This is a genomic window from Wolbachia endosymbiont (group A) of Sphaerophoria taeniata (assembly GCF_947250735.1).
Lineage (GTDB): Bacteria > Pseudomonadota > Alphaproteobacteria > Rickettsiales > Anaplasmataceae > Wolbachia.
In genome coordinates, this window is sequence record NZ_OX366344.1 from 1,001,945 (window position 1) to 1,016,453 (window position 14,509).

Consider the following 14,509-nt stretch of genomic DNA (forward strand, 5'->3'; position numbering starts at 1 on the left):
ATTAATCATTAACCGTTATAACATTGCCATTATTATTATGATTAACCGTTGCTTTTCCTAATTCTACCATTTTCTTAGTGATTACTATAGTGCTACCTTCAAAATCTCCGTTTCCAGCTGTATACATAACGTCAAGCAAAAGTGACTCCAAGATAGCACGTAACATTCTTGCACCTGTTTTATAGCTTATAGCCTTTTTAGCAATAGCTGATATTGCTTCATCTGAAAACTCAAGGTTTACTTTGCTAAACGCAAGCAATGCTTTGTACTGTTTTATTAGTGCATTCCTTGGCTCTGTCAACACATGTATTAAATCTTCATGATCCAACTCATCTAAAACAGCAGTTATTGGAACCCGCCCTACAAATTCGGGTATTAAACCGAATTTGATTAAATCTTCAGGTTGAACATCATGTAAAGCATTCTTTTTCTTTTGCTCTTTAGACTGACTTATATCTGCTCCAAAGCCAACTGACGTTCCCTTTTTTCTCGCTTCAATAATCTTATCAAGGCCTTCAAAAGCTCCTCCACAAATAAATAGTATGTTACTAGTATCCACTTGTATAAACTCTTGTTGTGGGTGTTTTCGCCCTCCTTGTGGCGGAACATAAGCAACTGTACCCTCCATAATCTTAAGCAGAGCTTGCTGGACCCCTTCACCTGAAACGTCACGGGTTATTGAAGTGCTTTCAGATTTTCTTGTAATCTTGTCTATTTCATCTATAAACACTATACCACGCTGTGCTTTTGCAACGTCATAATTTGCAGCTTGTAATAAACGCGACAACACGCTTTCTACATCATCACCCACATAACCTGCCTCAGTTAAAGTTGTCGCATCAGCCATAGCAAATGGCACATCTGAAACTTTAGCAAGTGTTTTGGCTAGCAAAGTCTTACCAGAACCAGTGGGACCAATAAGCATTATATTTGACTTCTCGATTTCAATATCACTTATAGCATGAAATTGTACCATGGATTGACAATGGTTATACATAGCTACAGATAAAACGTGTTGCGCGTGTTCTTGACCTACAACATGCTTGCTGAGAAAATTTTTTATATCCTCAGGTTTCTTTAGTAATAGCTTCATATCAGATATACGATCTGAATTAAAAGATCTATCTTTCTTTTGACTTATTGCTTTATGGGATAATTCTATGCACTCATTACAAATAAACACCTTTAAACCATCCGAGGAGTTAGTAATCAATTTATCTACTTCATCTTGCGCCTTGTTGCAAAAAGAACAGTAGTGTAAATCATTATTGTTATCCATTAACCCACCTTTTGTTTAACTTTAATATTTTCAATTTCAATATCTGTACGCTCAGCTATCACCCTGTCAATTAAGCCAATTTTCCTTGCTTCTTCAGGATCCATGAATTTATCTCTTTCCATCATTCCTTCAATTTTCTTCAGTGAATTTCCAGTATGTTTTTCATAAATTTGATTTAGTTTTTTCTTAACTCGCAAAATTTCATTAGCATGTATTTCTATATCAGTTGCTTGACCATGATAACCACCAGATGGCTGATGTATCATAATTCTTGAATGAGGTAGAGAGTAGCGCTTACCTTTTGTACCAGATGCAAGCAATAAGGAACCCATAGACGCAGCTTGACCTATACATAAAGTTGAAACGTCTGGGTTTATATACTGCATTGTATCGTAGATCGACAAACCAGCAGTTACAACACCACCTGGTGAGTTGATGTACATACAAATGTCTTTATCGGGATTTTCCGATTCTAAAAATAAAAGCTGTGCTACTATTACACTGGCCATGTTGTCCTCAATAGGACCTGTTACGAAAATTATTCTTTCTTTCACTAGTCTTGAATATATGTCATAAGCACGCTCACCGCGACTAGTTTGTTCAACTACAATTGGTATAAGAGTCATACCTTTTCCTATTAAATATTACCAAACAATTCCTTTAATTCTTTCACAGAAATAATCTGCTCTTCTTTACTAACTTTTTCTATTATATAATCTGTCACTTTATACTCAAGCGCTTGCCCTCTAACTAATTCTTGAAATTGTTTATTTGATTCAAAATGCTTAAGTACTCTGTCAAACGGTACATCCTTACTGACATATTGATTTACAATAACATTCAAAACATCATTTTGAGTTAATGATATTTTATTTTCTGCACTAAATTTCATAAATAACATAGCAAGCTTTACACGTTTTTCAGCTTCTTTACAAGAATCATTTTGAGCACCCAGTTCTCCTTCCATTCTTTGTTGCTCCTGTTTTACTATGTCTGTGGGTAAATCAAAACTATAATTAGCATCCAAATAATCAAATAGCTCCTTTTTAATTAAGAGATTTCTCATTTCGGTGCACTGATCACCAATCATTTTTTTTGCATGACTTATTAGCAAAGAATAATCTTTAAAACCAATACTCTTAGCTATTTCATCATCATTTTCAAAATCTTTGGCAATTTGAATCTCATTAACTCGCACAGAAAAATCAGCTTCCTGTCCTGCAAGGGAAATGGCTTGGTAATTTTCAGGAAATTGCAACTTAAAGTCCTTTGTTTCTCCCTTTTTCATACCAGTTAATTGGTCTTCAAAACCATTAATAAATGTGCCAGACCCTAAATTAACGGCAAAATTTTTGCTACTTCCACCCTGAAAGAGCTTATTCCTAATCCGCCCTTCAAAATCAATTATCAATTTATCCCCATCTTTCGCTTGATAAGAAGCATCATCAACAGAGGCGAAATTGGGGAACTTTGTTTTAATAGAATCAATAAATTCTTTTATATCTTCCTCTTCAATCTTTGCTTCAATTTTCTTTAAGTTTATTTTGTCAAGATCTATCATCGGTACTTCAGGCATCGACTCAAAAGATAGCTTGTATACAAAATTGCCCTCCTCATTTTCTTTGCCCAGATCTGGTAATGATATAACATCAACCTTAGGATAAATGTGAGACTTGACTTCAATTTTTTTCATCAAATCACTTGAGCAATAATCAATTGTATTATTTATCACATATTCCAAAGCTTCGTTTTTATAATTTGCAACAACAAGGTCATAGGGCATCTTTCCAGCCCTAAACCCAGGTGATTTTGCATTTTCTGCTATCTCTTGCAACCTGGAATTTACCTTTTGTTTTATATAATCACTACCAACTGTGATTTCATACTCATACTTTAGTTTATCTATACTAAGCTCTTTGTAGGTATATACGCTACTTACTTCGACTGTATTTTGAGGTATATTATTAGACATCATAATTCATTTATTAACATTTTAATTCATATCTTAATAGAGTCATTTTACCAGAATTTAAGTTAAACACAATCCTTAAGAACAGGTTTTTATGCAAACAAAAGTGTATTCAGTGATTATAAATTTTCCCTTAAAACCTAAGTTACATGACTTTAAAGTGCGGATAGAGGGACTTGAACCCCCACGAGCAAGCTCACCAGGACCTAAACCTGGCACGTCTACCAATTCCGCCATATCCGCAAGAAATTTTCAGTACCCTATTATAGGTATTCCATTAAAAATATTCAAGGTTTAAAGTCTTACTTAATTTATAGTATTTACACAATCAAAAAAGCTTATTAACATTTCTTAATGAAAGCTCTAAATCCTGAAAATCAATAATGAGATTAATAACAAGCTTCTTACTTGCAATTTTTTTGATTACACAAAGTGGTTGCACAACCCTTATAATAGGTGGTGTGGTGGCTACAGCGACAGCAATAACAATGCAGGACAAATCCTTGGGAAATATCATTGATGATACGACTATGGTCATCAGAATTAATAAGGGGCTCTTAAAACATGGGCTATTTTCATCCATAAAAGTTAAAGTAAGTGAAGGAAGAGTATTGCTCATTGGAAGTGTTGACACTCCTGAAAAACAACTTACAGCAGAAAAAATAGCTTGGCAGCAAAAAGAAATTAAAGAAGTGATAAATGAAATAAGAGTAATACCAATTCAAATGGCTTCCATGCTAGACACTACTGTAGATGGCATGATAACAGCGGAAATAAGAACAAGACTTCTGGGGAAAAGAAATATTAAATCAATTAATTATAGCGTTAATACGGTTGATAGAGTTGTTTATTTGATGGGTATAGCCCAAAATAAAGCGGAATTAAAAGCTGTAATATCAATTGCAAGAAAAGTAAAGGGAGTAAAACAAGTTGTAAGTTATGTACGATATAAGTACAGTAAATTACGCCATTAGGCAAAAATCGCCTTCAAATTATAACATTTGTACAGTTGTGACAATAGGTAGAGAACATAAATGAAAGTTGCCTTTCAGATGGATGAAAATATAAATTTTGAAACTGACACTACATTCGTGCTAATAAAGGAAGCACAAAGGAGGAAGCACGAAGTTTTTGTCTATGCTCCTAACAATTTAGCACTAAAGCTAAACCATCCAATTGCTCTTGCTCAGAAAGTCAGCGTTGATGATTTTAGTTTTATCTCTAAAGAGGATGTAGCAATCAACTTGAATGAAATGGACATCATATTTATCAGACAGGATCCACCCTTTGATATGCGCTACATTACAACAACCTATATCTTAGAAAAAACCAGCGCATTGGTAATTAACAATCCAACAGAAATAAGAAATTGTCCTGAAAAATTGATAACTTCATTATTTCCAGAGCTAATTCCGCCGACTTTGATCACTGAAAATATATCGATGATTAGAGATTTCTACCACAACTATCAAGATATTATTCTGAAGCCGTTGTATAGTTATGGAGGAAACGATGTAATAAGAATACGAGATGAAAACAGCATTCAAGTGGTAGTGGATCTCATGATAGCAAAATATGAATGTCCTGTAATTGCGCAATCATTTTGTAAAAACATAGATAAAGATAAAAGAATATTGCTACTTTATGGTCAACCAATTGGAGTAATGAAACGAGTTCCAAAAATCAGTGGAGAGATCAGAACAAACATGCGACTTGGAGCAAGTTTTGAGCCCGCTCAAATGAACGATAGAGACAATGAAATATGTAACAAAATTGGTCCTGAATTAAAGAAAAGGGGGCTAATATTTGTTGGTATTGATATTATAGATGACTTCCTGCTCGAAATTAACACAACTTCACCCACGGGAGTGGTTTATATCAATAAATTATATAATATATCGCTAGAAAAAGACCTTTGGGATGTGTTTGAAGAAAAAGCAAGCAGCCATCAACTAAACCTGTGAACAATTACCTTAACAAACTCAGTAGTCCCATTCTTTATCCCTGTTTTTTTTGTATTATTGGTCATATCACGCAATTTTTGAGAATTATTTAATAGACCAAATAGTACCTCTGTTAGATTTTTTTTTGCTTCACTATTCTGCTCAACTATTACAGCTGCTCCCGAATCTTCAATATATTTTGCGTTATAAAATTGGTGATTATCTTTTGAGTCAGGGTAAGGAATGTATATAGCAGCGCGCCTAGCAAGAGTGATCTCTGCTATTGAAGTTGCTCCTGCTCTGCTAATTACCAAGTGAGCATTGGCCAATCTATTTTCCATATCATCAAAAAATTCACTCAATTCACAATCGATCTTTTCACTTTTGTATAGACTCTTGACCTTGTTTACATTTTTCTTCGTACATTGCTGCGTCACTCTAATTTTCTTTTTCATTTTAATAGGCAAATTACAAATTACGCTGCTTACTACATCATCAAAAAAATTTGCACCTTGGCTACCTGCTATGACTAATATGTTTAGGACTTTCTCAGTGCTAGAATGGCTCTGTGCTTTTATATCAATAAAATTTCCTGTAAAAATACATTTATTACCTTCTGTATATTTAGTCTCCGGAAAGCTGGTTGCAATTAATTTTGCACTCTTAAAAAAGAATCTATTTACTCTTCCTAAAACTGTATTTTGTTCATGTAAAATTATAGGTATAGAAAGAACCCTTGCTGCAAGAAGAGTTGGAAAAGAAGCATAGCTACCAAAACCAATTACTAATCTTGGCTTCAATTTTCTGATTTTATATATTGCTAGCACACAACTATACATTAATAAAAGGAAAAACTTAAATTTGTTGCCGCTTGGTCTACGTAATGATAAAATATAGCTTTCTATGTCGATATTTTTATTTGTTTTTTTATCAGTGAATAATATGCAATTGTATCCTTGTGTCTTTAGTGCTTTTGCTAAGGCTATGGCCGGAAAGATATGCCCACCTGTGCCACCTGTTGCTAAAATAATATCCATCTGTAAATAATGCATCCTAGATTGTTAACTGTTATTTAATAATTTGCACGTAGAATTTTATTAAGCTTTATGATAGTTGAGTTAAAAATGCCTAAAAGTAATAGTAAAAAAGAACCTAATGAGAAAAATAAATCTCAAGAACAAAGAGAAGGCAGAAGCGGAGGTTTTTTAGAACTGCTAAAAAATATAATAAAAATTCTTTTCAATTCGGTTGTTGACCTACCTGAGCACGAGCAGCATAATAAAATGAAAAGCACTAATCTACAACAAGGTTTGGATACTAAAGGAAAAGGCCCAGAAGATCTTCATCCAAAGGCAAAGCTTAAAGTTAAAGAAGCAGCTAAGGGATTGAAAGAAGAGTTACAGAATTCTGATGCTGGTGGTAATCAATCTATTGAAACTAAAGTGCCTAATCAAACTACTACCCAAGACATTGACAACTCTAAAACGATGGAACGTTAGTTCAACTATTTAACGACTCATCATCTGCAGCAAGCACTGATTCGTGTATCATCTCTGAAATGGTTGGATGAGGAAAAATCGTAGATTTTATGTCGAAGTCTGTTCCTTCTAGTTGCTTTGCAAGAGCAAAATTGCTAATTAACTCCGTTACTTCTGCACCTATCATGTGGCTACCCAGAAGTTCGCCTGTCTTTTTGTCTATAATTGTTTTCACTAACCCTTCAGTTTCACTGAGTGCAATAGACTTACCATTAAAGTTAGAGTGAAATTTTCCTATTTTTACATCATACCCACCTCTTATTGCCTGTTCCTCAGTAAGGCCGATGCTCGCTATTTGTGGATGAGAATAAGTGCAATTTGGTATGCATTCTTTTTTTAACGCATGAGCACTTTTACCAGCAATCTTTTCAACGCAGATCACAGCTTCATGGCTCGCTTTATGTGCTAAACATGGTGGGCCAGCTACATCACCTATTGCATACACATTTGATTCACTAGTTTCATACCATTCATTCATTTCAATAAAACCAGAAGGGCTTAATTTAATTTTTGTATTTTCTAAACCTATATTTTCAATATTTGCTTGAATTCCAACCGCAACAATCACCCTATCAAATTCTTTGCTCTCGCCACTACTTAGTAGCACTTGAGCAGAGTCTTTACTTTTAGTAAGAGCTTTTACGCTACTGTTTGTATATATTTTTATCCCCTGTTTTGTGAATATTTCTTCTGCTAGGCCTGAAATGTCTTTATCTTCCAGCGGCAAAATAGTGCTCTTTATCTCTATGATTGTTACATCAACCCCCAAAGTACTATAAAAACTTGCAAATTCTATTCCAATTGCACCAGACCCTATGATTAGTAGTGATTTTGGTAATCTCTCTGGAGTCATAGCGTGCTGCGCATTCCATATTAAATCTCCATCTGCCTCTATTTCAGGCAGATTCCGTGCCCTCACTCCTGTTGCTAAAATGATATGTTTGGAAACAATTTCTTGTTCTTCCTTATCGCCAGCAACTTTTATAGTACTATTGCCTGCAAGTTTACCAAAGCCTTGATGAACTCTGATATTATTCTTCTTCATCAAATATGCAACACCGCTTGACAATTTATCAACAACGTTTCTTGAGTATTTCACTATTGATTGTATATCAAAACTCGCTCCCTTTACTTCTATACCAAACTCTTTTGATCTTTTTATTAGCCTATAAACCTCAGATGCTCTAAGTAGTGATTTTGTTGGTATACATCCCCAATTTAAGCATATACCGCCTAAATTTTTTTCTTTTTCTACAATTGCAGTTTTAAACCCAAGCTGTGCCGCCCTAATTGCTGCTATATAACCACCAGGACCGCTACCTATAACCGTAATATCATACTCATTCATCAGTTTTCTTCGTATTCAAAAAGATTATATATAACAGATGGAAACCGTATGATCAATATTCAGGTAGCTGACAACATAGAAACGAAAAAACTTGCTTGACAAACTCCGCCAGCCCCCTTATTATGACAATAAGGGTATTTATGACTCAAAACTTGTTTTTGACCTGCAGGCTCAATGACAAAATTCAGTAAAAAACTCAGGTATTTATTGGCGGATTACATAAAATTATAGCGGCTGCATGTCTTTTTTATTTTTTCTACATTCAGCCAAATCGCGCTTATTTTAAGCGTTAGCACATTATTACAGCGCCACTTACAGTAATATAGAGTCAAAACTCGCACCACGGGGCTTCTTTTGCCTTTTCTTCTGCTTGGTAAATTTCTTAATGTTTGTAGCTAAAGCAATTTAAGAGACCGAAAATGGTCAGCGCTCCTTTTTTTGTCATCCCAGTGCCCATATGATGTCATTCCAGTCTGGAATCTAGTTCTTATTGTACATTTACTTGGTGTAGAGTTAAGTTTTCTGGATCCAAGTAGTCAAGCTACTCGGATGACACCTTGACAATCGTCATCCTGCTACGTGTTAGCGGATGAGATACCGCGAATGAATCGCGGTATGACGTAGGATTGCTGTCATCCCGCTGCTTGTTAGCGGGATCTATGTGAGATACCGCGGCGGTATGACGGTTCGCGGTGGCATGACGATAACCTCGTCATCCCGCTACTTGTTAGCGGCTGAGATACCGCGAATGAATCGCGGTATGACGTAGAAGCTATACTTTTATACTCACCAACTCAGTATCCAATCTGGATCCAAGTGTCAGCTACTTGAATGACACAGTTTTTGCTTAAACCCGTAACGTTCGTACATTTTGCTAAAAGTTCAAATATCAACATCATGCACGTTGAGTGCATTGCTATTAATAAAGTCACGGCGTGGTTCAACTATATCACCCATTAATATTGAAAATATGGAATCAGCTTCTTCACAATCTTTTATTTCAACCTTCAATAAAGTTCTAGCCTCAGGATTTAACGTAGTATCCCATAGCTGATCAGCATTCATTTCACCAAGACCTTTAAATCTCTGCAGAGTTAAACCTTTTTTACCATAGTCTATTATTATTTTTGCAAGCGTACTTGGAGAAGTGATTTTTATTTCAGTTTCTTGTGACTTTAAAAATGAATCACCATTAAATAAATTACTTATACCATCAAGCAAACTTAATATGTTTTGCATATCTTTGCCTTCAAGCATACTAAGTGCAAATATATATTTGTCTGCCAATCCTTGAAATAATTTAGAGATGTGAATTTCTTTTTCTTCATCCTTTATTTCTACTTCCCAAGTATATTCACTGTACATTAATTTTAAATACTTTAATATCTCATCAGCCGATGATAGAGCATTCTTTTTGCTTAAAATTAGCAATGACTCTAAGAGATTTTGTGGTATTTCTCTATCATAATTTTTGCTAATATTAGAAATGCTAACGCATTTATTCAAAATAAGGCGCAAGTCGTTAAATTCTGTAGCTGTACCACTTAGTGTTAATCTTTTAACTGCTGAGTTTATTATATACTCTTCAAAAGTTTCGTCATCTTTAATATAAGTGTCTTTAGCATTCTTTGTAACTTTATAAAGGGGTGGCTGTGCTATGTATAAGTAGCCTTTTTCAATAACTTCACGCATATGTCTAAAAAAGAAAGTTAGAATCAAAGTTCTTATATGTGAACCATCAACATCTGCATCTGTCATGATGATAATTTTATGATATCTAGCTTTTTCAATATTGAAGTGTTCACTCCCTATTCCAGCACCAATTGCAGTAATTAAAGAGCCTATTTCTGCAGATGAAAAAATACGATCTAAACTTACACGTTCTACGTTTAGAATTTTTCCTCTTAAGGCAAGCACTGCTTGTGTTTTACGATTACGCCCCTGCTTTGCAGTACCACCTGCTGAATTACCCTCTACTATAAATAATTCCGATAACTCAGGGGCTTTTTCCTGGCAATCAGCAAGCTTTCCTGGCAGAGTTGCAACATCAATATTGTTTTTGCTTTTAACTAACTCTCGTGCTTTTCTTGCGGCTTCTCTTCCTTTTGCTGATCTGATTGCTCTTTCTACTATACTTGCTGCCAATTTGGGATCAGTTTCAAGGATTGTGCTCAATTTATCAGAAACTATGCTCTCCACAACTGTACGCGCTTCAGAACTAACTAGTTTATCTTTTGTTTGTGAAGAAAACTTAGGATCAGGCATCTTGAGAGATAAAACACAAGTTAAACCTTCTCTAACGTCCTCTCCAGTTAAATTTACTTTTGCTTTCTTTAAAAACCCTTCATTAGTTGCATAGTTATTGATACATCTGGTTAAAGCGGATCTAAATCCTGCCAAATGCGTACCACCATCTCGTTGCCTTATATTATTCGTGAAGCATAACATATGTTCATAGTAGGAATCATTCCATTCCATCGATATTTCCAAGCTGATGCCAAGATCTTCTGCATCTCCTTTCATACTGGCAATTTTAGTTACATGTGTCTTATTCTTATCTAAGTACCGCACAAAATTCGCTGTACCAAAATTGTCTTTAGATTGATTGCTCTGATTGAAATGAGATTCTGTATATGGTTCATTGCGCAGATCACGTAAAGTAATGTCGATATTTGAATTTAAAAATGCTAATTCTCTTATACGACTTTCAAGCGTTGAGTAACTGAAATTAATGCCATTAAAAGTCTCTGTTGATGGCATGAACGTGACTTTAGTTCCTCTTTTGTTTGTATTTTCGTTGACTACCTTTAAAGGTTCAATAGACTCACCATCTTCAAAGCGCATAAAGTGTTCTTTCTTATTGCGCCAAATAGTTAATTCCAACCAGCTTGATAATGCATTCACAACTGAGATTCCAACACCATGTAATCCCCCAGAAACTTTATAGGTATTACTGTCAAATTTACCACCAGCATGGAGTTGAGTCATTATTACCTCTGCTGCTGATATTCCTTCTTCTTCATGAAGGTCAGTTGGAATGCCACGACCATTATCAGTTACAGATACTGAACCATCTTTATTTATGCTAACTTCAATTTTATCACAATATCCAGCTAAAGATTCATCTATTGCGTTGTCAACAACCTCATATACCATGTGGTGCAAGCCAGATCCATCGTCAGTGTCACCAATGTACATACCTGGACGTTTCCTTACAGCATCAAGACCCCTTAAGATTTTTATTGCATCGGCATTATAACTATTTTCCATTAGATTGCTTCGTTTATGAATGTTAATTAATATTACATCCAGATATACTAGTTAGCAACATTTTTAAACTGATAACCCACATTAAAAGCACAACTTTACGAACGTTTATTTTTTAAGGACAGCAAATGGTGTCATTCCAATGCGTCTTCCATAACTGTACGAACATTCATTTTTGAAGGTAAATTGCACAACAGATGATGTCATTCCTGTCTGGAATCCAGAAATTTTGCTTATAACTGAGCTGATGAGCTAAAGGTAGTTGTCTTACGCTAAAACAAACGTTTTTAATTAAGTTGCATAGAAGCTGGATCCCAGTGTCTGGGCACTGGGATGACACCTCACTGGTGGGAATTGCTCCCAAACTACAACGTTCGTACAGTTGTGTATGTCTTCCCATGGAGATTGCTCTCAAATCATAATGCTCATGCAGTTGCGTGCTCGACTAATTAACAGAAAAATCTATAATTCAGTTTACGTATTTTCTTATCTCAGCCAAAATCTTATCAGATTGACTTTCGTCTGAATTTAAATCAGCTGCAAAGTGTGTAACATATTTTCCTCCAGGGCCAATAAGATATATTATCGAAGAATGGTTGATTTCTTCTTCTCCGTCTACTTTGCTTGCATATACTTTATATTTCGCAACTACTTCGTCTATTTTTTCTCTTTCACCAGTTAACATTTGTATTCTATGGTCAAATTGCTGCTGAAATTCTTTAAGTCTTTCCGTGCTATCGCGCTCAGGATCAACTGTGATGAAGAATGTTTGTAGCTTGTTGTTAGTTTTCTCATCTAACTTTGCAAGTGTTTCTGAAATTATCCCAAGGTTCATAGGACAAATTCTTTTACATGAGGAAAATCCAAAGAAAATCATCATGTATTTATCTTTAAAATCACTACTGCGCAGAATCTGTCCGTCCTGATTAATTAAAGAAAAATCTCCGCCTATCTTAACTTCCGCGTTGTGAATCGCTGCCGGGGCAAATATGCCTTTTTTAGTGAAATAACAATAACCTAAAAAAACAACTGCTAATGCTGCTAGCACATTAGATAACAATCTTATAAACCTTACCATTAGAATGCTCTCAGTAAAATCAAATTGTATCTTTATTGGTTAACCTATTCAATATATTTATCCCAAAGTGTATTGTTAATTTTGTCTAACAGTTTCTTATGTTCATCAATTTCTTCACTATTTGGTGAATGTTCTCTGGGAGTTAGATTACGCACTTTATGCTGAACGAATGTAGAGTTACTGTCCTGATTGCATTCATTATCAAACAGAAAGGTTTGTAACCCTCCTGTAAGTTCAACATATACCTTTGCAAGCAATTGAGCATCAACTAGTGCTCCGTGCAATTCTCTATTCTCTAGCGATATATCAAAACGCTTACATAATGCATTCAAAGAACCAGGGGATCCTACGAATTTTTTCCTCGCAAGAGGTAATGTATCTAGCACTCTATCTGAGGAAATTAACCCAGCATTCAGCTTGCTTAACTCCATGTTAAGGAACTTAACATCGAATTCAGCGTTGTGAATTACCAAAATATCATTAGATATAAAGTCAAGAAATTCAAGTGCAACATCTGAGAATAATGGTTTATCTTCTAAAAATTCTTCACTAATACCGTGAATCTTAAACGAGTGATAAGGTATATCTCTTTCTGGGTTAAGGTACCGATGGAATACTTTACCTGTTGGAATACGATTAATTAATTCCACACACCCTATTTCAATAATTCGATGACCAGATCCAGTGTCAAGACCTGTCGTTTCAGTGTCAAGTACTATTTCGCGCAGCTTGCTTTCCATGGTTAACTCTAAATAAAACTAATCTTACTTGTCATTTGTCTTATCGTTATTTGTCTTTTTATAGTTAATAGAAACAAGCAACCAGCTTGGGTCTGATGAATTAACATTTTTTTTGAATTGCCATACATCCTCAACTTTATTAATGGTGGATGTGCTACCTGATATTATATTTTCTGAGCTATCTTTAATAAAGTTAATTTGCTCTGAAAGGAAATATACTGCAATAAACACTGTGTTTTTTACTAGCTTTATTTCTAAAATCTTTTGTGAAACGATAGAAACAATTATAGACTCGTGCACCTCTTTACGATGTTTAATCTTCTCTGCAAAATTATCATATAAGTCTTTATCGAGAAGTGGTTTTAACTGAGACAAATTTCCTTGATTGAAATACTTTATTATTAATTCAAAAGCTATGCTTGAACCTTCTATAAAGTGGGAAATAGAAAAATCTTTGTTTTTTTTTAATATTTGTTCATAAGTAACTTTTATTGAATTTTCATCGTTGCTATCAATGTAACCCTCAATGTTTTCTACTACATCTTCTTTACTTCGGCTTACATCCAACACACTAGTTAGCTTTTTTAGATTGAGATTGGCTGACCTTTCTAAAGAATTATACAAACGTGAAAAAATGAACGCCGCTAATAAAGTATATATTACAAGCTCTATCATAGTAACTCAGCTCCTTGGCATATAAAGTATCCGAACATTATTAATTATTAATGAAAATATGTTTTTCATATCAACTTATAATCAGGTTTGCTATTCGTTTGTAAATGAATATATTATATAAGAAAGTATTAAATATCTCAACTTAATTAAAGGAGACGTAAGAAATGCCACAACAAAAAATGAGAATTCACGGTCAATATGTTAAAGATCTATCGTTTGAGAATCCGAATTCGCCATTCCTTTCTTCAAATAAAGCTACCGATATTAATGTAATGGTTAATATCAATTCAGCGAAATTAGAAGGAATGGAAAACAAAGAAGGAGTAAATGAAGAAAAATCTTTCCATGAAATTACTTTACATATAGAAGTCAGAGCAACGATAAAAGATGAAGGTATAAAAGATGGCGTAGCTTTCATTTGTGAGACAAAATATTGTGGCATTTTTTCAATAGAAAATTTTAAAGAGTTGAGTGAGGAAGAGGTAAGACAAGCTTTGTTTATTGGCGGACCTACTTTTCTTTTCCCTTTTGCAAGAGAAATAATTGCAAGAGTTACAAGCAGTGGTGGATTTCCCCCACTAATGCTAGATCCTATAGATTTTGAAACTATGTACGAGCAGCAAAGTCAACAACAAAGAAGTACCGGTAGTAATTCCAATTTTAACTAATATG

The 14,509-nt window shown here is 34.6% G+C and carries 15 protein-coding genes and 1 tRNA gene; 5 read left to right on the forward strand and 11 right to left on the reverse strand.

Translation table 11 applies throughout. The annotated features are described in order from the left end of the window. Nucleotide 1: 1 nt before the first annotated feature. The 4 genes from clpX to OOK84_RS05020 form a co-directional block, all read right to left on the reverse strand. Nucleotides 2–1,279, reverse strand: coding sequence for an ATP-dependent Clp protease ATP-binding subunit ClpX (gene clpX, locus OOK84_RS05005; protein WP_253309481.1), 1,278 nt, complete (start codon nt 1,277–1,279; stop codon nt 2–4). Continuing rightward, the gene (gene clpP / locus OOK84_RS05010; protein WP_164225183.1) at nt 1,279–1,905 is read right to left on the reverse strand and encodes an ATP-dependent Clp endopeptidase proteolytic subunit ClpP; all 627 of its coding nucleotides are present in this window, start codon (nt 1,903–1,905) and stop codon (nt 1,279–1,281) included. The genes clpX and clpP overlap by 1 nt, the downstream gene beginning before the upstream one ends. An 11-nt stretch (nt 1,906–1,916) precedes the next feature. After that, nucleotides 1,917–3,251: a trigger factor gene (gene tig, locus OOK84_RS05015; protein WP_264731343.1), complete on the reverse strand. Its 1,335-nt coding sequence runs from the start codon at nt 3,249–3,251 to the stop codon at nt 1,917–1,919. 158 nt (nt 3,252–3,409) lie between these two features. Beyond that, nucleotides 3,410–3,491: transfer RNA gene (locus OOK84_RS05020), tRNA-Leu, on the reverse strand. 140 nt (nt 3,492–3,631) lie between these two features. Here OOK84_RS05020 and OOK84_RS05025 point away from each other — a divergent pair. Both OOK84_RS05025 and gshB read left to right on the forward strand, forming a co-directional pair. Next, the gene (locus OOK84_RS05025) at nt 3,632–4,222 is read left to right on the forward strand and encodes a BON domain-containing protein (protein ID WP_264731345.1); all 591 of its coding nucleotides are present in this window, start codon (nt 3,632–3,634) and stop codon (nt 4,220–4,222) included. Nucleotides 4,223–4,282: 60 nt separating this feature from the next. Continuing rightward, the gene (gshB, locus tag OOK84_RS05030) at nt 4,283–5,212 is read left to right on the forward strand and encodes a glutathione synthase (protein WP_264688409.1); all 930 of its coding nucleotides are present in this window, start codon (nt 4,283–4,285) and stop codon (nt 5,210–5,212) included. On the opposite strand, the gene murG is transcribed toward gshB, so the two are convergent. Continuing rightward, the gene (murG, locus tag OOK84_RS05035) at nt 5,197–6,228 is read right to left on the reverse strand and encodes an undecaprenyldiphospho-muramoylpentapeptide beta-N-acetylglucosaminyltransferase (protein WP_264731347.1); all 1,032 of its coding nucleotides are present in this window, start codon (nt 6,226–6,228) and stop codon (nt 5,197–5,199) included. The genes gshB and murG overlap by 16 nt on opposite strands. A 69-nt stretch (nt 6,229–6,297) precedes the next feature. Between murG and OOK84_RS05040 the strand changes: the two genes are divergently transcribed. After that, complete coding sequence (locus tag OOK84_RS05040; RefSeq protein ID WP_264731349.1) at nt 6,298–6,690, forward strand: hypothetical protein; 393 nt, start codon at nt 6,298–6,300, stop codon at nt 6,688–6,690. A gap of 1 nt (nt 6,691) precedes the next feature. Here OOK84_RS05040 and lpdA read toward each other — a convergent pair whose 3' ends face one another. Then, a complete protein-coding gene (gene lpdA / locus OOK84_RS05045) occupies nt 6,692–8,077 on the reverse strand; it encodes a dihydrolipoyl dehydrogenase (RefSeq protein WP_264731350.1) in 1,386 nt (461 codons plus the stop codon). A gap of 438 nt (nt 8,078–8,515) precedes the next feature. Here lpdA and OOK84_RS05050 point away from each other — a divergent pair, with 438 nt between their 5' ends. Further along, nucleotides 8,516–8,638 (forward strand): hypothetical protein, encoded by a 123-nt coding sequence (locus OOK84_RS05050; RefSeq protein WP_264731352.1) that lies wholly within the window; start codon nt 8,516–8,518, stop codon nt 8,636–8,638. A 321-nt stretch (nt 8,639–8,959) separates the two neighbouring features. On the opposite strand, the gene gyrB is transcribed toward OOK84_RS05050, so the two are convergent. From gyrB to OOK84_RS05075, 5 genes are all read right to left on the reverse strand, one after another. Beyond that, nucleotides 8,960–11,347 carry a DNA topoisomerase (ATP-hydrolyzing) subunit B gene (gene gyrB, locus OOK84_RS05055; protein ID WP_264731354.1) on the reverse strand — a complete coding sequence of 796 codons (2,388 nt, stop codon included), beginning with the start codon at nt 11,345–11,347 and terminating at the stop codon, nt 8,960–8,962. Between the two features lie 166 nt (nt 11,348–11,513). Continuing rightward, complete coding sequence (locus tag OOK84_RS05060) at nt 11,514–11,744, reverse strand: hypothetical protein (protein ID WP_264688326.1); 231 nt, start codon at nt 11,742–11,744, stop codon at nt 11,514–11,516. A gap of 69 nt (nt 11,745–11,813) precedes the next feature. Beyond that, complete coding sequence (locus OOK84_RS05065; RefSeq protein WP_253309508.1) at nt 11,814–12,422, reverse strand: SCO family protein; 609 nt, start codon at nt 12,420–12,422, stop codon at nt 11,814–11,816. A gap of 44 nt (nt 12,423–12,466) precedes the next feature. Then, a complete protein-coding gene (gene dnaQ / locus OOK84_RS05070) occupies nt 12,467–13,162 on the reverse strand; it encodes a DNA polymerase III subunit epsilon (protein ID WP_264731356.1) in 696 nt (231 codons plus the stop codon). 24 nt (nt 13,163–13,186) lie between these two features. Further along, nucleotides 13,187–13,837: a Tim44/TimA family putative adaptor protein gene (locus OOK84_RS05075; RefSeq protein WP_264731357.1), complete on the reverse strand. Its 651-nt coding sequence runs from the start codon at nt 13,835–13,837 to the stop codon at nt 13,187–13,189. A 164-nt stretch (nt 13,838–14,001) separates the two neighbouring features. On the opposite strand from OOK84_RS05075, the gene secB reads away from it, so the two are divergent. Continuing rightward, a complete protein-coding gene (gene secB / locus OOK84_RS05080) occupies nt 14,002–14,505 on the forward strand; it encodes a protein-export chaperone SecB (protein ID WP_264731359.1) in 504 nt (167 codons plus the stop codon). Nucleotides 14,506–14,509: the final 4 nt, after the last annotated feature.